This is a genomic window from Clostridium sp. K04 (assembly GCF_019734375.1).
GTDB lineage: Bacteria > Bacillota > Clostridia > Clostridiales > Clostridiaceae > Clostridium > Clostridium saudiense.
Genome location: NZ_JAASHD010000001.1, coordinates 41400 through 61330 on the forward strand (window position 1 = coordinate 41400; position 19931 = coordinate 61330).

At 34.1% G+C, this 19931-nt stretch carries 37 protein-coding genes; all 37 read left to right on the plus strand.

Annotation, left to right across the window (positions count from 1 at the left end; all coding sequences use genetic code 11):
* Positions 1-35 precede the first annotated feature (35 nt).
* The 37 genes from rplC (at position 36) to rpsI (ending at position 19912) form a co-directional block, all read left to right on the plus strand.
* Entirely contained in the window at positions 36-665 is a 630-nt protein-coding gene (gene rplC, locus HCG70_RS00215) for a 50S ribosomal protein L3 (RefSeq protein WP_042401540.1), read from the plus strand.
* Positions 666-689: 24 nt separating this feature from the next.
* Positions 690-1310, plus strand: a complete 621-nt coding sequence (gene rplD, locus HCG70_RS00220) for a 50S ribosomal protein L4 (protein ID WP_042401537.1) — start codon at positions 690-692, stop codon at positions 1308-1310.
* The gene (rplW, locus tag HCG70_RS00225; RefSeq protein ID WP_042401534.1) at positions 1310-1606 is read left to right on the plus strand and encodes a 50S ribosomal protein L23; all 297 of its coding nucleotides are present in this window, start codon (positions 1310-1312) and stop codon (positions 1604-1606) included. Before rplD ends, rplW begins: the two co-directional genes overlap by 1 nt.
* A 58-nt stretch (positions 1607-1664) precedes the next feature.
* Positions 1665-2498, plus strand: coding sequence for a 50S ribosomal protein L2 (gene rplB, locus HCG70_RS00230; protein WP_042401531.1), 834 nt, complete (start codon positions 1665-1667; stop codon positions 2496-2498).
* A gap of 64 nt (positions 2499-2562) precedes the next feature.
* Complete coding sequence (rpsS, locus tag HCG70_RS00235; RefSeq protein ID WP_005212052.1) at positions 2563-2847, plus strand: 30S ribosomal protein S19; 285 nt, start codon at positions 2563-2565, stop codon at positions 2845-2847.
* Between the two features lie 21 nt (positions 2848-2868).
* Complete coding sequence (gene rplV, locus HCG70_RS00240; protein ID WP_005212053.1) at positions 2869-3204, plus strand: 50S ribosomal protein L22; 336 nt, start codon at positions 2869-2871, stop codon at positions 3202-3204.
* 20 nt (positions 3205-3224) lie between these two features.
* On the plus strand, positions 3225-3893 hold the full coding sequence (rpsC, locus tag HCG70_RS00245) for a 30S ribosomal protein S3 (RefSeq protein WP_042401527.1): 669 nt from the start codon (positions 3225-3227) through the stop codon (positions 3891-3893).
* An 18-nt stretch (positions 3894-3911) separates the two neighbouring features.
* Positions 3912-4346: a 50S ribosomal protein L16 gene (rplP, locus tag HCG70_RS00250; protein WP_040419026.1), complete on the plus strand. Its 435-nt coding sequence runs from the start codon at positions 3912-3914 to the stop codon at positions 4344-4346.
* Positions 4346-4558 (plus strand): 50S ribosomal protein L29, encoded by a 213-nt coding sequence (gene rpmC, locus HCG70_RS00255; RefSeq protein ID WP_005212060.1) that lies wholly within the window; start codon positions 4346-4348, stop codon positions 4556-4558. The genes rplP and rpmC overlap by 1 nt, the downstream gene beginning before the upstream one ends.
* 22 nt (positions 4559-4580) lie before the next feature.
* Entirely contained in the window at positions 4581-4835 is a 255-nt protein-coding gene (gene rpsQ, locus HCG70_RS00260) for a 30S ribosomal protein S17 (protein ID WP_005212062.1), read from the plus strand.
* 32 nt (positions 4836-4867) lie between these two features.
* Positions 4868-5236 carry a 50S ribosomal protein L14 gene (gene rplN / locus HCG70_RS00265; protein ID WP_005212064.1) on the plus strand — a complete coding sequence of 123 codons (369 nt, stop codon included), beginning with the start codon at positions 4868-4870 and terminating at the stop codon, positions 5234-5236.
* Between the two features lie 17 nt (positions 5237-5253).
* On the plus strand, positions 5254-5568 hold the full coding sequence (gene rplX, locus HCG70_RS00270; RefSeq protein WP_042401522.1) for a 50S ribosomal protein L24: 315 nt from the start codon (positions 5254-5256) through the stop codon (positions 5566-5568).
* A gap of 22 nt (positions 5569-5590) precedes the next feature.
* A complete protein-coding gene (gene rplE, locus HCG70_RS00275) occupies positions 5591-6133 on the plus strand; it encodes a 50S ribosomal protein L5 (RefSeq protein WP_042401520.1) in 543 nt (180 codons plus the stop codon).
* A 15-nt stretch (positions 6134-6148) separates the two neighbouring features.
* The gene (locus HCG70_RS00280) at positions 6149-6334 is read left to right on the plus strand and encodes a type Z 30S ribosomal protein S14 (RefSeq protein ID WP_005212070.1); all 186 of its coding nucleotides are present in this window, start codon (positions 6149-6151) and stop codon (positions 6332-6334) included.
* A gap of 28 nt (positions 6335-6362) precedes the next feature.
* Entirely contained in the window at positions 6363-6761 is a 399-nt protein-coding gene (gene rpsH / locus HCG70_RS00285; protein WP_005212071.1) for a 30S ribosomal protein S8, read from the plus strand.
* A gap of 64 nt (positions 6762-6825) precedes the next feature.
* Positions 6826-7368: a 50S ribosomal protein L6 gene (gene rplF / locus HCG70_RS00290; protein WP_042401515.1), complete on the plus strand. Its 543-nt coding sequence runs from the start codon at positions 6826-6828 to the stop codon at positions 7366-7368.
* 19 nt (positions 7369-7387) lie between these two features.
* Entirely contained in the window at positions 7388-7750 is a 363-nt protein-coding gene (gene rplR, locus HCG70_RS00295; RefSeq protein ID WP_042401512.1) for a 50S ribosomal protein L18, read from the plus strand.
* Positions 7751-7770: 20 nt separating this feature from the next.
* The gene (gene rpsE, locus HCG70_RS00300; protein ID WP_042401509.1) at positions 7771-8268 is read left to right on the plus strand and encodes a 30S ribosomal protein S5; all 498 of its coding nucleotides are present in this window, start codon (positions 7771-7773) and stop codon (positions 8266-8268) included.
* A 12-nt stretch (positions 8269-8280) separates the two neighbouring features.
* On the plus strand, positions 8281-8460 hold the full coding sequence (rpmD, locus tag HCG70_RS00305) for a 50S ribosomal protein L30 (protein WP_005212077.1): 180 nt from the start codon (positions 8281-8283) through the stop codon (positions 8458-8460).
* A gap of 21 nt (positions 8461-8481) precedes the next feature.
* Positions 8482-8922: a 50S ribosomal protein L15 gene (gene rplO, locus HCG70_RS00310; protein WP_042401505.1), complete on the plus strand. Its 441-nt coding sequence runs from the start codon at positions 8482-8484 to the stop codon at positions 8920-8922.
* A gap of 1 nt (position 8923) precedes the next feature.
* Positions 8924-10201 (plus strand): preprotein translocase subunit SecY, encoded by a 1278-nt coding sequence (secY, locus tag HCG70_RS00315; RefSeq protein ID WP_195953332.1) that lies wholly within the window; start codon positions 8924-8926, stop codon positions 10199-10201.
* A gap of 22 nt (positions 10202-10223) precedes the next feature.
* Positions 10224-10874, plus strand: a complete 651-nt coding sequence (locus tag HCG70_RS00320; RefSeq protein ID WP_042401497.1) for an adenylate kinase — start codon at positions 10224-10226, stop codon at positions 10872-10874.
* Positions 10874-11623 (plus strand): type I methionyl aminopeptidase, encoded by a 750-nt coding sequence (gene map, locus HCG70_RS00325; protein WP_042401494.1) that lies wholly within the window; start codon positions 10874-10876, stop codon positions 11621-11623. The genes HCG70_RS00320 and map overlap by 1 nt, the downstream gene beginning before the upstream one ends.
* An 83-nt stretch (positions 11624-11706) precedes the next feature.
* Entirely contained in the window at positions 11707-11988 is a 282-nt protein-coding gene (locus HCG70_RS00330) for a KOW domain-containing RNA-binding protein (RefSeq protein WP_042401491.1), read from the plus strand.
* A gap of 7 nt (positions 11989-11995) precedes the next feature.
* Entirely contained in the window at positions 11996-12214 is a 219-nt protein-coding gene (infA, locus tag HCG70_RS00335; protein ID WP_005212092.1) for a translation initiation factor IF-1, read from the plus strand.
* A gap of 41 nt (positions 12215-12255) precedes the next feature.
* Positions 12256-12369, plus strand: coding sequence for a 50S ribosomal protein L36 (rpmJ, locus tag HCG70_RS00340; protein ID WP_003448032.1), 114 nt, complete (start codon positions 12256-12258; stop codon positions 12367-12369).
* A 216-nt stretch (positions 12370-12585) separates the two neighbouring features.
* Positions 12586-12954, plus strand: coding sequence for a 30S ribosomal protein S13 (gene rpsM / locus HCG70_RS00345; protein WP_042401482.1), 369 nt, complete (start codon positions 12586-12588; stop codon positions 12952-12954).
* Between the two features lie 15 nt (positions 12955-12969).
* Positions 12970-13365 carry a 30S ribosomal protein S11 gene (gene rpsK, locus HCG70_RS00350; RefSeq protein ID WP_005212098.1) on the plus strand — a complete coding sequence of 132 codons (396 nt, stop codon included), beginning with the start codon at positions 12970-12972 and terminating at the stop codon, positions 13363-13365.
* A 31-nt stretch (positions 13366-13396) separates the two neighbouring features.
* Complete coding sequence (rpsD, locus tag HCG70_RS00355) at positions 13397-14017, plus strand: 30S ribosomal protein S4 (RefSeq protein ID WP_042401480.1); 621 nt, start codon at positions 13397-13399, stop codon at positions 14015-14017.
* A gap of 102 nt (positions 14018-14119) precedes the next feature.
* Positions 14120-15067 carry a DNA-directed RNA polymerase subunit alpha gene (locus HCG70_RS00360; RefSeq protein WP_042401477.1) on the plus strand — a complete coding sequence of 316 codons (948 nt, stop codon included), beginning with the start codon at positions 14120-14122 and terminating at the stop codon, positions 15065-15067.
* A 12-nt stretch (positions 15068-15079) separates the two neighbouring features.
* The gene (gene rplQ, locus HCG70_RS00365; protein WP_042401475.1) at positions 15080-15421 is read left to right on the plus strand and encodes a 50S ribosomal protein L17; all 342 of its coding nucleotides are present in this window, start codon (positions 15080-15082) and stop codon (positions 15419-15421) included.
* Positions 15422-15638: 217 nt separating this feature from the next.
* Positions 15639-16481, plus strand: a complete 843-nt coding sequence (locus HCG70_RS00370) for an energy-coupling factor transporter ATPase (protein WP_042401473.1) — start codon at positions 15639-15641, stop codon at positions 16479-16481.
* Positions 16466-17335, plus strand: a complete 870-nt coding sequence (locus HCG70_RS00375; protein WP_042401470.1) for an energy-coupling factor transporter ATPase — start codon at positions 16466-16468, stop codon at positions 17333-17335. Before HCG70_RS00370 ends, HCG70_RS00375 begins: the two co-directional genes overlap by 16 nt.
* 1 nt (position 17336) lies before the next feature.
* Positions 17337-18134, plus strand: a complete 798-nt coding sequence (locus HCG70_RS00380) for an energy-coupling factor transporter transmembrane protein EcfT (protein WP_221697333.1) — start codon at positions 17337-17339, stop codon at positions 18132-18134.
* 25 nt (positions 18135-18159) lie between these two features.
* Positions 18160-18894 (plus strand): tRNA pseudouridine(38-40) synthase TruA, encoded by a 735-nt coding sequence (gene truA / locus HCG70_RS00385; RefSeq protein WP_042401463.1) that lies wholly within the window; start codon positions 18160-18162, stop codon positions 18892-18894.
* Between the two features lie 164 nt (positions 18895-19058).
* The gene (rplM, locus tag HCG70_RS00390; RefSeq protein ID WP_042401459.1) at positions 19059-19493 is read left to right on the plus strand and encodes a 50S ribosomal protein L13; all 435 of its coding nucleotides are present in this window, start codon (positions 19059-19061) and stop codon (positions 19491-19493) included.
* 26 nt (positions 19494-19519) lie between these two features.
* On the plus strand, positions 19520-19912 hold the full coding sequence (rpsI, locus tag HCG70_RS00395; RefSeq protein ID WP_042401449.1) for a 30S ribosomal protein S9: 393 nt from the start codon (positions 19520-19522) through the stop codon (positions 19910-19912).
* The last annotated feature ends 19 nt before the right edge of the window (positions 19913-19931 follow it).

The following is a 19931-nucleotide window of genomic DNA, read 5'->3' on the forward strand; positions in this document are numbered from 1 at the left end:
AGCAATCCGCTAATACGTTTAGGAGGTGTAAATACATGAAAAAAGCTATAATCGGTAAGAAAATAGGGATGACTCAAATTTTCGATGAAAATGGAAAGGTAGTTCCTGTAACTGTAGTAGAAGCTGGACCATGTGTTGTTGTTCAAAAGAAGACTATCGAAAAGGATGGTTATGAAGCAATACAAGTTGGTTTCGGTGAAATAAGAGAAAAATTAGTTAATAAGCCAAGAAAAGGACACTTTGCTAAAGCTGGAGTATCTTTAAGAAGAACTTTAAAAGAGTTCAGATTAGAAGATTGCAGCGGATATGAAGTAGGTCAAGAAATCAAAGCTGATTTATTTGCAGCTGGAGATAAAATTGACGTTTCTGGAGTATCTAAAGGTAAGGGATTCCAAGGTGTTATTAAGAGATGGAATGCTAACAGAGGGCCAATGTCACACGGTTCTAAGTTCCACAGAGCAGTAGGTTCAATGGGAGCTTCTTCTGATCCATCAAGAACATTCAAGAACAAGAACATGCCAGGACACATGGGAGCTGTAAACACAACTGTATTAAACTTAGAAGTTGTTAAAGTAATAGCTGAAAAGAACTTAATATTAGTTAAGGGTGGTATCCCAGGTGCTAACAAGAGCACAGTTGTAATAAGAAACGCTGTTAAAGCTTAATTTCTTTAGAAAGGAGGAGACAGAATGCCTACAGTAGGATTATTTAACAAAGAAGGAAACAAGATTGAAGATATTCAATTAAACGATAATATATTCGCTGTTGAAGTGAATGCAGATGCTATGCACCAAGTAGTTGTTGCATTATTAGCTAACAAGAGACAAGGAACTCAATCAGCTAAGACTAGAGCTGAGGTTAGAGGAGGCGGAATCAAGCCTTGGAGACAAAAGGGAACTGGTAGAGCTAGACAAGGATCAATCAGAGCACCACAATGGATCAAAGGTGGAGTTGTATTCGCACCAAAGCCAAGAGATTACAGAATGTCAATACCAAAATCAATGAGAAGAGTTGCTATGTTATCAGCTTTAACTAGCAAAGTTCAAAATGATGAAATGGTAGTATTAGACAGCTTAACATTAGAAGCTCCTAAAACAAAGGAAATAGTTAAAATGTTAAATGCTTTCAATGCTAAAAAGACATTAATCGTTACTGCTGAAGCAAACGAAACAGTTTACAAATCAGCTAGAAACATTGAAGGAGTAGCAGTACTTCCAGTAAACAACATCAACGTTTATGATTTATTAAAATACTCAAAAGTAATCATGACTAAGGATGCTGTATCAAAGATTGAGGAGGTGTACGCATAATGAAGTTAACAAGCCACGATATAATCAGAAAACCAGTTATAACTGAAAAGTCAATGGCTGCAATGGCAGAAAAGAAGTACACTTTCATAGTTCATATGAGCGCTAACAAAGTTCAAATAAAGAAAGCGATCGAAGAAGTTTTCGGCGTTAAAGTTGAAAAAGTTCAAACAATAAGAACTATGGGAAAAACTAAGAGAATGGGCGTACATGTTGGTAAGAGAGCTGACCAAAAGAAAGCTATAATCACATTAGCTCAAGATAGCAAAGGTATTGAATTCTTCGAAGGAATGCAATAATATTAAAGCGTAGTATTGGTAATAATACCAGATAAGCTTAAAGAAGGAGGGAATTAGCATGGCAGTTAAAAAGTTTAGACCTACTACACCATCAAGAAGAGAAATGACAATGGCTAGTTTTGAAGAAATAACTACAAACAGCCCAGAGAAATCACTTCTTGTTTCTTTAAAGAAAACTGGTGGTAGAAATGCTCAAGGTAAAATAACTGTTAGACACCACGGTGGTGGAGCTAAGAGAAAATATAGAATAATAGATTTCAAGAGAAATAAGGATGGTATTCCAGCAAAAGTTGCTACAATAGAATACGATCCAAACAGAACAGCATACATTGCATTAGTAGTATATGCTGATGGTGAAAAGAGATACATTCTTGCACCAGTAGGATTAAAAGTTGGAGATACAATAGTATCTGGAGCAGACGCTGATATCAAAGTTGGTAATGCTAAAGCATTAAAAGATATGCCAGTTGGTACAGTTGTTCACAACATTGAATTACAAGCTGGTAAAGGTGGCCAAATGGTTAGATCAGCAGGTACTTCAGCTCAATTAATGGCTAAAGAAGGTAACTATGCAACATTAAGATTACCATCAGGCGAAATGAGATATGTAAGAATCGAATGTAGAGCTACAATCGGTACAGTATCTAACACTACTAACGATATCATCAACATTGGTAAAGCTGGTAGAAAGAGACACATGGGATGGAGACCTACAGTTAGAGGTTCTGTTATGAATCCTTGCGATCACCCTCACGGTGGTGGTGAAGGTAGATCACCAATCGGTAGACCAAGTCCAGTTACTCCATGGGGTAAACCAGCACTTGGATACAAGACTAGAAAGAATAAGAAGTATTCTGATAGATTCATAATAAAGAGAAGAAATAGTAAGTAATTGAAGAGAATTAATTCTCTTCAGGCTTACTGGGCCTAGAGATTATGAAGGGAGGCAAATTATAGTGAGTAGATCAATAAAAAAGGGACCTTTCGTACACGAAGGACTTTTAAAGAAGATAGAAGAAATGAATGCTAATGGTGAAAATAAGGTTGTTAAGACTTGGTCAAGATCATCAACAATTTTCCCACAAATGATTGGTCATACAATCGCTGTTCATGATGGTAGAAAACACGTTCCAGTATATGTGAGCGAAGATATGGTAGGACACAAATTAGGAGAATTTGCTCTTACTAGAACATACAGAGGACACGATTACGACGAAAAAGCATCAAGAAAAAGAAAGTAATCTGGGAAAGGAGGAACACCAATGGAAGCTAGAGCTATAGCTAAATATGTGAGAATGTCTCCAATGAAAGTAGGAGTTGTTCTTGATTTAATAAGAGGAAAAAATGTTAACGAGGCTTTCGCTATATTACAATACACTCCAAAAGATGCTGCAGTTGTTATAAACAAAGTTTTAAAATCAGCTGTTGCAAATGCAGAGAACAATCATGACTTAAATGTTGAAAACTTATATGTTGCTGAAACATTCGTAGGTGCTGGTCCAACTTTAAAGAGATTCAGACCAATGGACCACGGTAAAGCGTTCAGAATCAATAAGAGAACAAGTCATATTACAGTAGTAGTTAAAGAAAGAGCTTAGTAAGAAGGAGGGAAAAACAAGTGGGTCAAAAAGTACATCCTCACGGACTTAGAGTTGGAGTTATCAAAGGTTGGGATGCAAAATGGTACGCTGATAAGAGAACATTTGCAGACAACTTAATCGAAGATAACAAAATAAGAGAATTCGTAAAGAAGGAACTTTTCTCAGCTGGTATAGCTAAAATAGAAATCGAAAGATCAGCTAAAAGAGTTAAGTTAAATATATACACTGCTAAACCAGGTGTTGTTATCGGTAAAGGTGGTGCAGGAATCGAAGCTTTAAAAGCTAAGGTTGCTAAATTAGTAAACGGAAAGAACATTTTAATAAATATAGTTGAAGTTAAGAATGCTGAAGCAAACGCTCAATTAGTTGCTGAAAACATTGCTGCTCAATTAGAAAAGAGAGTTTCTTTCAGAAGAGCTATGAAACAAAGCATCCAAAGAGCTATGAAATTAGGAGCTAAGGGTGTTAAAACAGCTTGTTCAGGAAGATTAGGTGGAGCTGAAATCGCTAGAACTGAACAATATCATGAAGGAACAATTCCACTACAAACATTAAGAGCTGATATCGATTATGGATTTGCTGAAGCAGATACAACATACGGTAAAATCGGAGTTAAAGTTTGGGTTTATAATGGAGAAGTTCTTCCAACTAAAAAAGTTGAAAAGAAGGAAGAAGTTAACGCGTAAGAAAGGAGGAATATAATCATGTTAATGCCTAAAAGAGTTAAGCATCGTAAGGTACAACGTGGTAGAATGAAAGGAAAAGCTACTAGAGGTAATTTCCTTGCATACGGAGATTTTGGTATCCAAGCGCAAACTTGTGGATGGATAACAAGTAACCAAATAGAATCTGCCAGAATAGCAATTAACAGATACATTAGAAGAGGAGGAAAACTTTGGATAAAAGTATTCCCAGATAAGCCAGTTACTGAAAAACCAGCTGAAACAAGAATGGGTTCTGGTAAAGGTTCACCAGAATATTGGGTAGCTGTAGTTAAACCTGGTAGAGTATTATTCGAATTATCAGGAGTTAACGAAGAAGTTGCAAGAGAAGCAATGAGACTTGCATCACACAAACTTCCTGTAAAGTGTAAATTCGTTACAAGAAGAGATTTTGAGGAAATGGGTGGTGAAGAATAATGAAGGCTAGAGAATTAAAAGATTTAAGAGCAAATAATCCTCAAGATTTAGTTGCTAAATTAGGAGAATTAAAAGCTGAGTTATTCAACTTAAGATTCCAATTAGCTACAGGACAATTAGAAAATCCTATGAGAATAAGAGAAGTAAAGAAATCTATAGCCCAAATCAAAACCATCATTAGAGAAGAAGAGATCAGGGCATTTGAACAGTAAATCTGGAAGGAGGTAGCCCCTAATGGAAAGAGGATTAAGAAAGAAGAAAATCGGTAGAGTTGTTTCTGATAAAATGGATAAAACTATCGTAGTTGCTGTTGAAACTAAGGTAAGACATCCACTATACGGAAAAACTATGAATAGAACTACTAAATTCAAAGCTCATGATGAAAATAATGAAGCTAACATGAATGATAGAGTATTAATAATGGAAACTAGACCATTATCTAAAGATAAGAGATGGAGACTTGTTGAAATAGTTGAAAGAGCTAAATAAGCTTTTTAAGACTGAAAGGAGGGTAAATTTCAATGATACAACAACAAACCTTATTAAAGGTAGCTGACAACTCAGGTGCTAAAGAAATAATGTGTATTAGAGTTTTAGGCGGATCAAAGAGAAAGTTCGGTAACATTGGAGATATAATAGTAGCTAGCGTTAAAAGTGCAACACCAGGCGGAGTTGTTAAAAAAGGTGACGTTGTAAAAGCTGTTATTGTTAGATCAGTAAGAGGATTAAGAAGAGCTGACGGTTCATACATCAAATTTGATGAGAACGCTGCTGTTATAATAAAAGAAGATAAGCAACCAAGAGGAACTCGTATCTTCGGACCTGTTGCTAGGGAGCTAAGAGATAAAGAATTTAATAAAATATTATCATTAGCACCAGAAGTTCTATAATAGAGGAGGTGGCTAATTTGAAGTTACACGTTAAAAAGAACGACACAGTAGTGGTTATTTCTGGTAAAGATGCTGGGAAAACTGGTGAAGTTTTAAAAGTATATCCAAAGACAGGAAAGGTTCTTGTTCAAGGAGTTAACATAGTAAAGAAACATCAAAAACCATCTAGAGCTAATGCTCAAGGCGGAATAATTGAAAAAGAAGGAGCTATTTACAGCTCAAAAGTTATGTTATACTGCACAAAATGCAAAAATGCTACAAGAATTAGCAATAAGATCTTAGAAGATGGTACTAAGGTTAGAGTTTGTAAGAAGTGTGGAGAAACATTCTAGAATTTGAAAGGAGGTACTAATTATGACACCAAGACTTCAAGAGAAGTACACAAATGAAGTAATTCAAGCTATGACAGAAAAGTTCGGATATAAAAACGTTATGGAAGTTCCAAAGCTTGAAAAAATCGTTATAAATATGGGAGTTGGAGAAGCTAAAGATAACCAAAAGGTTTTAGAATCTGCGGTTGCTGATTTACAACTTATCTCAGGACAAAAGCCAATCTTAACAAGAGCAAAGAAATCTGTTGCTAACTTTAAGATTAGAGAAAACATGGCATTAGGATGTAAAGTTACATTAAGAGGAGCAAAGATGTTTGAGTTTGCTGATAAACTAATGTCAATTGCTCTTCCAAGAGTTAGAGACTTTAGAGGGGTTTCTGATAAGGCATTTGATGGAAGAGGAAATTATTCTTTAGGAATTAAAGAACAATTAATATTCCCAGAAATAGAATACGATAAGATCGATAAGGTTAGAGGAATGGATATTATCTTCGTTACAACTGCAAAGACTGACGAAGAAGCAAGAGAATTATTAAGATTCCTTGGTATGCCATTCGCTCAATAATAAGGAGGGAAAACTGTGGCACGTAAAGCTATTATTGAAAAGTGGAGCAAAGCTCCTAAATATAAAACAAGAGCTTATACAAGATGCAGAATATGTGGAAGACCACATGCAGTATTAAGAAAGTTTGGTATTTGCCGTATATGCTTTAGAGAACTTGCTTACAAGGGTGAAATTCCTGGTTGTAAGAAGGCAAGCTGGTAAACCTAACGACTGAAAGGAGGCAAATTAAATGGTTATGACAGATCCTATCGCAGATTTACTAACTCGTATTAGAAATGCGAATGCTGTAAGACACGAAGTAGTAGAAGTTCCTTCTTCAAACGTAAAGAAGGCTGTTGCAAATATATTATTACAAGAGGGATACATCAAAAATATAGAAGAATATAATGATGGTGTAGTTCCAATGATGAGATTATCTCTTAAATACGGTTCTAACAAAGAAAGAGTTATAACTGGAATAAAGAGAATTTCAAAACCAGGTTTAAGAGTATACTGTAAGAAAGATGAAGTTCCAAGAGTTCTTAATGGATTAGGAATCGCTGTAATTTCAACTTCAAAAGGTATAGTTGTAGACAGAGAAGCTAGAAAATTAGGCTTAGGTGGAGAAGTTGTTTGCTACGTTTGGTAGTAACTAATTTTGAAATTAAGTAGATTAACATATAGATCTAAGAAGTAATACAGGAGGTGCGATTATGTCAAGAGTAGGTAGATTACCAATAGCTATCCCTGCTGGAGTTACAGTTACAGTTACTGAAGATAACGTTGTTACTGTAAAAGGGCCAAAAGGGCAATTAGTTAAGGCTATGGACAAAGACATGAATATAGCAGTTGAAGACAACCAAGTTGTTGTTACAAGACCTAGTGATGTTAAAGAGCATAGAGCTCTTCACGGATTAACTAGAGCATTAATCAACAACATGATCATAGGAGTTGAAAAGGGATACCAAAAGACTCTAGAATTAATCGGTGTTGGTTATAGAGCACAATTACAAGGAAAGAAACTTGTAATGAACTTAGGATATTCACACCCAGTTGAAATAGAACCAGCTGAAGGAATCACTTTCGAAACTCCAGCAGCTACAAAAGTAGTTGTTTCAGGAATCGATAAGCAATTAGTTGGTGCTGCTGCGGCTGATATAAGAAAGTGGAGAAAACCTGAACCATATAAGGGTAAAGGAATTAAATTCGAAGGCGAAGTTATCAGACGTAAAGAAGGTAAGACTGGTAAGAAATAATTAGGAAGGAGTGAACCTTATGTTCAAGAAGGCAGACAAGAAAGCAAGTAGAGCAAAGCGTCACCTTAGAGTACGTAAGAAAATTTCTGGTACTCCTGAAAGACCAAGACTTTCAGTTTATAGAAGTGAAAAAAACATATATGCTCAAATTATAGATGATATAAATGCTGTAACTTTAGTATCTGCTTCAACTTTAGATAAAGAAGTTGATGTTAAAGTAGGCGGAAACAAAGAAGCTGCTAAATTAGTTGGTGAACTAGTTGCTAAGAGAGCTTTAGATAAAGGTATAACTGAAGTTGTATTCGACAGAGGTGGATACGTATATCACGGAAGAGTTCAAACATTAGCAGAAAGCGCTAGAGAAGCAGGCTTAAAATTCTAATCAAACAAGGAGGGAAATCAATGAGAATCGATCCTAGCACACTAGACCTTAAGGAAAAGGTTGTTTTTATAAACAGAGTTACTAAGGTTGTTAAGGGTGGTAGAAACTTCAGATTCAGCGCTTTAGTTGTTGTTGGTGATGAGAACGGACACGTAGGCGTAGGAATGGGTAAGTCAATCGAAATCCCAGAAGCAATTAAAAAAGGAATCGAAGACGCTAAGAAAAACATGGTTAGCGTTGCTATAGTTGGAACAACAGTTCCTCATGAAATATATGGTAAGTTTGGAACTGGTAAAGTTTTAATCATGCCAGCTAAAGAAGGTACAGGAGTTATCGCTGGTGGACCAGCAAGAGCTGTATTAGAATTAGCAGGATTAAAGGACGTTAGAGCTAAGTCTTTAGGTTCAAACAATCCAAGAAACATGGTAAATGCTACAATTAATGGTTTAGCAAACTTAAGAACAGCTGAAGATATAGCTAGATTAAGAGGCAAAACTGTAGAAGAAATATTAGGTTAGGAGGTATACGCAATGGCAAAGATAAAGGTTACTTTAGTTAAAAGCTTAATAGGCAGAAAGAAAGACCATATCGCTACTGCAAATGCTCTTGGTCTAAGAAAGATTAACAAAACTGTAGAGCATGAGGATACTCCTCAAATCAGAGGTATGATCAACAAAGTTGACTACTTATTAAAAGTAGAAGAAGTATAATAAAGAGGAGGTGCACGAGATATGAAACTTCATGAATTAAAACCAGCAGCTGGTAGTAAAAAAGCTCCTAAGAGAGTTGGTAGAGGTACTGGTTCAGGTTTAGGAAGAAACGCTGGTAAAGGTGAAAAAGGACAAAACGCTAGATCAGGCGGTGGAGTTAGACCAGGATTTGAAGGTGGTCAAATGCCATTATACAGAAGACTTCCTAAGAGAGGATTCACTAATATCTTCGCTAAGCAAATAGTTTCTATCAATGTTGATAGATTAAACATATTTGAAAACGGCACAGTAGTAACTCCAGAATTATTACTTGAAACAAGAGTAATATCTAAAGTTAAAGATGGAGTTAAGATATTAGGAAACGGAACACTAGAAAAGAGCTTAACTGTTCAAGGATGTAAGATGTCTAAGGCAGCAGCTGAAAAGATAGAAGCAGCTGGAGGAAAAGTTGAGGTGATGTAATATGCTATCAACCCTACGTAATGCCTGGAAGGTTCCGGAACTTAGAAAAAGATTTTTATGGACGATATTTTTAGTAGCAATTTTCAGGATTGGAATACATATTCCCGTTCCTGGAATTGATACTAGTTATTTAAGCTCAATGACAAACTCTGGTGGGTTACTTGGCTTTTACAATTTAATATCAGGAGGAGCATTAAGCAAGTTTAGTATATTTGCGTTAAGTGTTTCACCTTATATTAATGCATCAATCATAATGCAATTATTAACAATTGCAATTCCTTCATTAGAGCAATTATCTAAAGAAGGAGAAGAAGGTAGAAAGAAAATTCAATCTATTACAAGATACGCTTCAATAGCTATAGGTTTTGTATTAGCAATTGGAATTTACTCAATGATTGCAGCACAAGGTGCAGCAACTGGATTAAATACTGCTCAAAAAGCAATAGTATTAATTTCATTAGTAGTAGGATCTACTTTCTGTATGTGGCTTGGTGACCAAATAACTCAAAAAGGATTTGGAAACGGAGTTTCAATATTAATATTTGTCAATATAGTATCTCAATTACCTACAACTTTAATGTCATTATTTACATTAAAAGAAGCAGGTGAAATTACTATTATTGAAATAGCATTATTCTTAGTTGGTGCTTTAGCACTATTAGTATTTACAATTTACTTCTCATTAGCAGAGAGAAGAGTGCCAATCCAGTATGCTGGTAAGGCTGTAGGTTCTAAGGTTATGAAAGGTCAATCTACTCATATACCACTAAGTTTAATTGGATCAGCAGTTATTGCAATTATATTTGCGATGTCTGTAATGATGTTCCCTGAAACAATAGCTAATTTCTTCCCAACTAAGGGATGGTCAAAATGGATATTAACTAGTCCATATAGTATTTTTAATAAAAGTACATGGATGTATCCAGTTTGTTATGCAGTATTAACAGTATTCTTTACTTGGTTCTATACTCAAATAACATTCAAACCAGATGAAATGGCTGAAAATCTTCATAAGTCTGCAGGCTTTGTACCAGGAGTAAGACCAGGTGAAGCTACAGAGAAGTATTTTGAAAAAGTACTTACAAAAGTATCTTTAATCGGGGGATTATTTGCAGCACTATTAGCTGTTACTCCAATATTAATTAGTAATTATACAGATTTAAGTGGAATTCAATTTGGTGGAACGTCACTATTAATCTTAATTGGAGTTGGTTTAGATTTCTCTAGACAATTAGACTCACAATTAGTTATGAGACACTACCAAGGATTCTTAAAATAGATTTATAATGGAGATGATGCCCGTGAAGATAGTATTATTAGGTCCTCCTGGGGCTGGAAAAGGAACACAGGCAAAATCAATTAGTAATAGATACTCTATACCACATATTTCTACTGGGGATATCTTTAGAAAGAATATTTCCGAAGAAACCCCTTTAGGAATAGAAGCAAAGCAATATATGGATAATGGTCAATTAGTACCTGATGAAGTAACTATTAATATGGTTAAGGACAGACTAACATGGGAAGACTGTAAAAATGGTTATCTATTAGATGGTTTCCCAAGAACTGTTGCTCAAGCTGAAGCTTTACAAGAGTTTTTAGAATCAAGAGATGAAAACTTAGATACAGCTTTATGTATCGAAGTACCTAGCAGTTTCATACTTGAAAGAATGACAGGAAGAAGAGTTTGTTTATCATGTGGAGCTAGTTATCATATAAAATTCAATCCACCAGCTGTTGATGGTGTTTGCGATGTGTGTGGAGACAATGTCATCCAAAGAAAAGATGATGTTGAAGAAACAGTAAAAGAGAGATTAGATGTCTATGAAAGACAAACACAACCACTGATTGATTTTTACAAAGAGAAAAACTTACTTTCTACTGTAGATGGAACTAAAGCTATTAATGAAGTATTCGAAAGTATCTGCGAGATATTAGGGAGTGCAAACTAATGATTATTATCAAAAATGATAAAGAAATCGACCTAATGAGGATTGCTGGTAGAATCGTAGCTGAAACTCTTCTATTAGTTGAAAAAGAGGTTAAACCAGGAATAACTACTGCTGAATTAGATAGGATAGCAGAAGAATTTATAACTAAGCATGGGGCGACACCTTCATTTAAAGGGCTCTATGGATTTCCTGCTTCACTATGTATATCTGTTAATGAGCAAGTAGTTCATGGAATACCAGGAGGGTATGTATTAAAAGAGGGAGATATTATTAGTGTTGACTGTGGTGCACATATTAATGGGTTCCATGGTGATGCAGCAAGAACTTTTGCTGTAGGTAATATTTCAGATGAAGCAAAAAAACTTATTAAAGTTACTGAAGAATCCTTTTTTAAGGGTTTGGAATTTGCTAAAATAGGAAATAGACTAACTGATATTTCACATGAAATACAACGCTACGTTGAGGCTTCAGGTTTCTCTGTTGTAAGAGAATTTGTAGGTCACGGAATAGGAAAGAGTGTCCATGAGGATCCAGAAGTTCCTAACTTCGGAAGACCAGGCCGAGGTCCAAAATTAGTTGCTGGTATGGCTCTAGCTATAGAACCTATGGTTAATATGGGAACATATAGAGTAGCTACTTTAGGTGATGATTGGACAGTAGTCTCAGCAGATAAGAGCCTTTCGGCTCACTATGAAAACACTGTTGTAATTTTACCAGATGGACCAGAGATATTAACACTGATTAAATAAGTGTTGCTTAGTTATAAATTCGCATGATACCAAAAGGTGGCTTGTAGATTTATGGCTAAGGTAATCATCGAGGTGAAAGTGATTTGCAAAACAATGACTTAATTGGGAAAATTGTTCTTTCAAAATGCGGAAGAGATAAGAATCATTATTACGTTATTGTTGATAAAGTTGATGATACTTATTACCTTCTTAGTAATGGAAGTAATAAGACAATTCAGATGCCTAAGAAAAAAAGCATAAAACATTTTATTGTTTTAGAGAATGTAGATGATGAGATTAAAGCATCAGTTATATTAAAGAAAAAAGGTACTGATTTAAAAATTAAGAGATTTCTAAAACTAAAAGGCATTGTTAAGGAGGGTTGATTACCTTATGTCAAAAGATGATGTAATAGAAATGCAAGGTGTAGTCTTAGAGGCTTTACCAAATGCAATGTTTCAAGTTGAGTTAGAAAGTGGTCATAAAATTTTAGCTCATATATCAGGAAAATTAAGAATGAACTTCATAAGAATTCTTCCAGGAGATAAGGTTACTATAGAACTTTCTCCATATGACCTAACAAGAGGAAGAATTACTTGGAGAGCAAAATAAGGTAAAAGTATTTACCATAAATTACACAAGGAGGGTTAGCGATGAAAGTAAGACCATCAGTTAAGCCTATTTGCGAAAAGTGCAAGATTATTAGAAGAAAAGGAAGAGTAATGGTAATCTGTGAAAATCCTAAGCACAAGCAAAAACAAGGCTAATATGATTTAATATTAGGCAGAATAATTTACAATTATTAATATATTGACTTTTATTTGAAATTTCAATATTATTATATAGGCGTTTAAATCAGCTTATTGATTTTAGGTACGGCTGACGATAGGTTAAATTAACCTATCGACCTAAGATTTTAATATAAATTTATCAAAAGCAAAAATAAAAAATTGCATTTCAATAAACAGGAGGTGTAAGTTCAAATGGCAAGAATAGCAGGCGTTGACCTACCAAAGGAAAAAAGAGTTGAAATAGGTCTAACATATATATACGGAGTTGGTTTATCTACTTCTCAAAAGATATTAGCTACTACTGGAATCAATCCAGATACTAGAATCAAGGATCTTACTGAGGATGAAGTAAATGAAATCAGAAACTATGTAAACAAGAACTTAATGGTTGAAGGTGACTTAAGAAGAGATGTTGCTTTAAATATTAAGAGATTAGTTGAAATAGGTTGTTACAGAGGTATTAGACATAGAAAAGGTCTTCCAGTTAGAGGACAAAAAACTAAGACTAACGCTAGAACTAGAAAAGGTCCTAAGAAGACTATCGCAAATAAGAAGAAGTAGTGAGGAGGGATTTCGATGGCTCAAAAAGTCAAAAAGACTACTAGAAGAAGAAAAGAAAGAAAGAATGTTGAGCATGGTGCTGCACACATCCAATCAACTTTCAATAACTCAATAGTTACTTTAACTGATGCGGCTGGAAATGCTTTATCATGGTCAAGTGCTGGAGCTCTAGGTTTCAGAGGTTCAAGAAAGAGCACACCATTTGCATCTCAAATGGCAGCAGAAACAGCAGCTAAAGCAGCTATGGAACACGGTTTAAAGAGTATAGAAGTATACGTAAAAGGACCAGGTGCTGGTAGAGAAGCAGCTATAAGATCATTACAAGCTGCAGGATTAGAAGTAACTTTAATTAAAGATGTTACTCCAATTCCACACAACGGATGTAGACCACCGAAGAGAAGAAGAGTCTAATTATATTTAAATTCAACAGGAGGTGTAACGAATGGCAAGATATACTGGAGCTACATGTAGATTATGTAGAAGAGAAGGTCAAAAGCTATTCCTTAAGGGAGATAGATGTTATACAGATAAATGTGCTTTCGTAAGAAGAAGCTATGCACCAGGACAACATGGAGCAGCTAAGAAGAAGTTATCTAACTACGGAGTACAATTAAGAGAAAAGCAAAAAGCTAGAAGAATATACGGTGTTTTAGAAGGTCAATTCAGACATTACTATGAAAAGGCTGACCACATGAAGGGAATCACTGGTGAAAACTTATTAATGTTACTAGAAATGAGATTAGATAACGTTGTTTACAGATTAGGATACGGTGCTTCTAGAAACGAAGCTAGACAATTAGTTACTCACGGACATTTCTTAGTAAATGGTAAGAAAGTTGATATTCCATCATACAGAGTATCAGTTAACGATGTAGTATCTGTTTGTGAAAAGAGCAGAGGAACTGAAAAGTTCAAGACTTTTGCTGAAAATCCAAAGACATTACCAAAATGGTTAGAAGCTAACGTTGAAAACTATGAAGGTAAAGTTGTTGCTGTACCAGCTAGAGAAGACATTGACGTACCAGTTAATGAAACTCTAATTGTCGAATTATACAGCAAATAATAGTTTAATATATTTTATATTAAGATATTATTTTAGATTATTTAATGGAATCAGTTGCCCTCGTAAAAAGGTTGCCATTTTATATATAAGGAGGGTTTATACATGTTAGAAATAGAAAAGCCAATAATTGAATGTATAGAGTCAAATGAAGATGGTACATATGGTAAATATGTAGTTGAACCATTAGAAAGAGGATATGGTATTACACTTGGAAATGCAATGAGAAGAATTCTTTTATCTTCTCTTCCAGGTGTAGCTACTACATCAATTAAGATTGATGGAGTACTTCATGAATTCTCTACTGTACAAGGTGTTAAAGAGGATGTTACTGAATTAATTCTTAACATCAAATGTTTAGCATTAACAATGGAAGGCGAAGGTCCACAAACTATCTATATAGATGCTAAGGGACCAGGAGTTGTTACAGGTGCAGATATCAAGACTGATGGAAGTGTTGAAGTAATCAATAAAGATTTACACATTGCTACACTTGATGAAAATGGAAGACTGTACATGGAATTAACAGTTAACAGAGGTAGAGGATATGTTACTCAAAATAAAAATAAGAGTGATGCACTACCACTTTCATCAATAGCTATTGACTCTATTTATACTCCTGTTAAGAGAGTAAACTTTACAGTAGATAATACTAGAGTTGGTCAAATCACTGATTATGATAAATTAACACTAGAAATTTGGACTAATGGTACTATTAAAATAGATGAAGCTATAAGCTTATCTGCTAAGATTTTAATAGAGCACTTTAAGTTATTCATGTCATTAGGTGTTGCAACTAATGATGTTGAAATAATGATTGAAAAAGAAGAAGATAAGAAAGAAAAAGTACTAGAAATGACTGTTGAAGAACTAGATCTTTCAGTTAGATCTTATAACTGCTTAAAGAGAGCTGGTATCAATACAGTACAAGAGCTTGCTGGTAAATCAATGGACGACATGATGAAAGTAAGAAATCTAGGAAAGAAATCTTTAGAAGAAGTTGAAAGAAAGCTTAAGGAATTAGGTTTAGCCTTAAAACTAAGCGACGAGTAGGGAGGTAAATCCATGGCAGGTTATCGTAAGTTAGGTCTTTCTACAGACCAAAGAAGAGCTATGTTAAGAAGTCTTGTTACTAGCTTCTTAAAGCATGGTAGAATTGAAACTACTGAAACTAGAGCTAAAGAAGCTAGATCTATAGCTGAAAAGATGATTACTCTTGCAAAAAGAGGAGATCTTCACGCTAGAAGACAAGTTTTAGCTTACGTTTTAGAAGAAGATGTTGTTAAAACATTATTTGATGAAATCGCTCCAAAGTACGCTGAAAGAAACGGCGGATACACTAGAATGATCAAAAAAGGTCCTAGAAGAGGAGACGGAGCTGAAGTTGTTATACTTGAATTAGTATAATTTCACTCTGGGGATTAAGTTTTACTTAATCCCCATTTTTTCATATAAAAAAATATTAATTAAATATGTTGATTTTGTCATAAGATAATGGAGAGATTATATTAAATCAAATACTTGTAATTAATTAAAGCTTCTATATAATTAAATTATGGAAATTTATATGAAATTTATGTAATTTAGTTATATAAAATATGATGTTTCTAAAGGAGGGATACATATGCAGAAAATGATAGAATGTAAAAACGTAGTTTATAAATATTCTACAGGTGAAGAAGGAATAGAAAAGTTAGCTATAGATGGATTAAATTTAGATGTAAATAAAGGTGAATTTTTAGTTGTTTTAGGGCATAATGGATCAGGAAAATCTACTGTTGCAAAACATATGAATGCCTTATTAATACCTACTGAAGGAACTGTTATTGTAAATGGATTAGATACAACTGATGAAAATAATGTATGGGATATTAGATCAAGTGCAGGAATGGTATTCCAAAATCCAGATAATCAGTTAGTTGCAACAATTGTTGAAGAAGATGTTGCTTTTGGACCAGAAAATTTAGGGGTTCCACCACAAGAAATAAGAAAAAGAGTTGATGATGCTCTTGAAAAGGTTGGAATGAGTGAATATAAAAGGCATGCTCCACATTTATTATCAGGAGGGCAAAAACAAAGAATTGCAATTGCTGGTATATTAGCAATGCAACCAAAGTGTATCATTTTTGATGAACCAACTGCAATGCTTGATCCATCAGGTAGAAAAGAAGTAATGAATAATATTAAAGAGTTAAATAAAAAGCATGGAATAACTGTTATATTAATTACTCACTATATGGATGAAGCTGCCGAAGCTGATAGAGTGGTTGTAATGGATAAAGGAAAAGTAATAATCGAGGGAATTCCACGTGATGTTTTGTCAGAGGTAGAAACTATGAAGAAAATAGGGTTAGATGTTCCTCAAGTAACAGAAATATGTTATGAATTACAAAAAGCAGGAGTAAATATTGATACTAAAATTTTAAATGTGAATGAGATGGTGAGTGCGTTATGTCAATTAAAATAGAGAATTTAACACATGTATATATGCCTAAAACTCCATTTGAAAAAAAGGCATTAGATAATGTTAATTTAACAATAGAAGATGGAGAATTTTTAGCCTTAATAGGTCATACTGGTTCAGGTAAATCTACACTTATTCAACATTTAAATGGATTATTGGAGCCTAGCTCTGGAAGAATTTTAGTTGATGAAGTTGACATAACTAGCAAAGAGGTTAAACTTACTGATATTAGAAAGAAAATAGGATTAGTATTTCAATATCCTGAATATCAATTATTCGAAGAAACTATTGAGAAAGATGTAGCATTCGGGCCAAATAATTTAGGTTTATCTGCTGAAGAGGTCTCTAATAGAGTTAAGAAATCAATGGAGATGGTTGGTCTTGATTATGAAACTTATAAGGATGTTTCACCATTCGATTTAAGTGGAGGTCAAAAACGAAGGGTTGCAATAGCTGGTGTTATAGCCATGGAACCTAAGGTACTAATTCTTGATGAACCAACGGCTGGATTAGATCCTAAGGGAAGAGATGATATTTTAGAACAAATAAAGATACTTCACGAAAAATATAAAATGACAATTGTTTTAGTTAGTCATAGTATGGAGGATGTAGGAAAACTTGCTGAAAGAATTGTAGTTATGAATGGCGGAAAGATTGAGTTATTAGGAAAACCTTCAGAAATATTTAAAGAAGTAGAAACACTTGAAAGAATAGGGCTTGCAGTTCCACAAGTTACTTATTTAATGAGAGCATTAAGAGAAAAAGGTTTTGATGTTTCTGATGAAGTGTTTACTGTTGAAAAAGGAACTCAAGAAATTTTAAAAGCTTTAGCAAATAGAGGAAAGAGAGAAGTTTAAGATGATTAAAGATATAACTATAGGTCAGTATATACCAGGTGAATCTTTTATACATAAACTAGATCCTAGAACGAAGATATTAATAGCATTTTTATTTATAATTAGCTTATTTATTGTAGATAAATTTGTTGGATATGTTTTTATTGTTGCTTTCTTGGCATTAGTTGTTTATGTAGCTAAAATATCTCCTAGATATCTGTATAAGGGATTAAAGCCGGTATTTTTATTAATAGCATTAACTGCAATTTTAAATATTTTTATGCTTAGAGAGGGAAGATTACTTTTTGAACTTGGATTTATAAAAATTTATGAATCGGGAATAAAAACTGCATTATTTATGGCAATAAGATTAATACTTCTTATTATGGGGACATCTGTATTAACATTAACTACATCCCCAATAGAATTAACAGATGGAATAGAAAGATTATTAAGGCCAATAGGTAAAGAAATGGCTCATGAATTAGCTATGATGATGACTATTGCATTAAGATTTATACCTACTCTTATTGATGAAACTGATAAAATTATGAAAGCACAAAAAGCTAGGGGTGCTGATTTTGAAAGTGGTGGATTAATACAGAAGGCTAAGAGTTTAATTCCACTTTTAGTACCGTTATTTATTAGTTCATTTAGAAGAGCGGATGAACTTGCTATGGCCATGGAAGCAAGATGTTATAGAGGGGGAGCTGGAAGAACTAGAATGAAAGTTCTAAAGTTTACTTCTAAAGATTTCATTGCATTTGGTGTATTTGCTTTATTATTAACTAGTACACTCATTGTTAGATTTACAATGTAATAAATTTAATTGAAAAGGTGATATGTTGAATAATATTAAATTAACCTTAGAATATGATGGAACAAATTATTATGGATGGCAAAAGCAAAAGGAGCTTAAAACAATACAAGGGGAGATTGAAGAGGCTATCGAGCTTGTTACTAAGGAGTATTGTGAAGTAACAGGAAGCTCGAGAACTGATGCTGGTGTTCATGCAAAAGGATTTGTTGCTAATTTTAAAACTAATAGTAAAGTGCCTCCTGCTAAGTTTAGAGAGGCACTAAACGTTAAATTGCCTGAGGATATAGTAATAATAAAATCAGAACAGGTAGAAGATGATTTTCACGCAAGATATTGTGCAAAGGGTAAGACATATGAGTATTATATATTAAATTCTGAAGTACCTTCTGCATTAATGAGAAATCAAATGTACCATTACAAATATGATCTTGATATAGATGCTATGAAAATTGCTGCAAAGCAGTTTATCGGTACACATGATTTTGCTGCTTTTAAGACACAAGGAAGTTCTGTAAAGGGTACTGTTAGAACTATTTTTGATGTAAAAGTAGAAAAAGAAGAGAAAGTTATAAAAATTTCTGTAAGTGGTGATGGTTTTTTATATAATATGGTTAGAATAATAGTTGGGACTCTAATAAACGTTGGTAGGGGAAAAACAGATGCTGTGTCAATATCAGATATAATAAATCAAAAAGATAGAACTTTAGCAGGAGATTGCGTGCCTCCTCATGGACTATTTTTAAAAGAGGTGTATTATTAAAAAATATTTACAAAAAATATTGACACACCCGCATCCGTGTATTATAATTTATTTTGTTTGTTAGAATAATTTATGTACGTAAGGCCACGAGCCCCGAGGTCTTGACATAAATGTTATACATAATGAAGTATAACGATAAATGTAAGTTCAGGGAGGGAAAACACATGAAATCATACATTGCAAAAGCACAAGAAGTTGAAAGAAAATGGTATGTTGTTGACGCTGCTGGTAAGCCACTAGGAAGAGTTGCTAGCCAAGTTGCTTCAATATTAAGAGGAAAGAATAAGCCAACATTTACACCAAATGTTGATTGCGGAGATTTCGTTATAGTTATCAATGCAGAAAAAGTTGTTTTAACTGGTAAGAAGTTAGATCAAAAAATGATGAGAAAGCACAGCTTATATCCAGGTGGATTAAAAGAAACTCCATACAGAGAAGTATTAGCTAAGAAACCTGAATTCGCTTTCGAAGAAGCAGTTAGAAGAATGCTTCCAACAGGAGTATTAGGAAGAAAAATGCTTAAGAAGTTAAAAGTATACCAAGGTGCTGAGCACGAACATGCAGCTCAACAACCAGAAGTACTTGAATTAAAGTACTAATACAAGCTCGGGAGGAGGAATAAAAAATGGCAAAAGTTCAATACATGGGTACTGGAAGAAGAAAAAAATCAATCGCAAGAGTTAGACTTGTACCAGGAAACGGTAAAGTTGTTATCAATAATAGAGAAATCGAAACTTACTTCGGTTTAGAAACTTTAAGAATGATAGTTAACCAACCATTAGTTTTAACTGGAACTAAGGATAAGTTCGACGTTTTAGTTAACGTTCACGGTGGTGGATTCACAGGTCAAGCTGGAGCTATCAGACACGGAATTACAAGAGCTTTAATTAAATCAGATGAAAACTTAAAATCTGAATTAAAGAAAGCTGGTTTCGTAACAAGAGACCCAAGAATGAAAGAAAGAAAGAAATACGGTCTTAAGAAAGCTAGAAGAGCACCACAATTCTCTAAGAGATAGTATTTTATCAGAGAGGTTT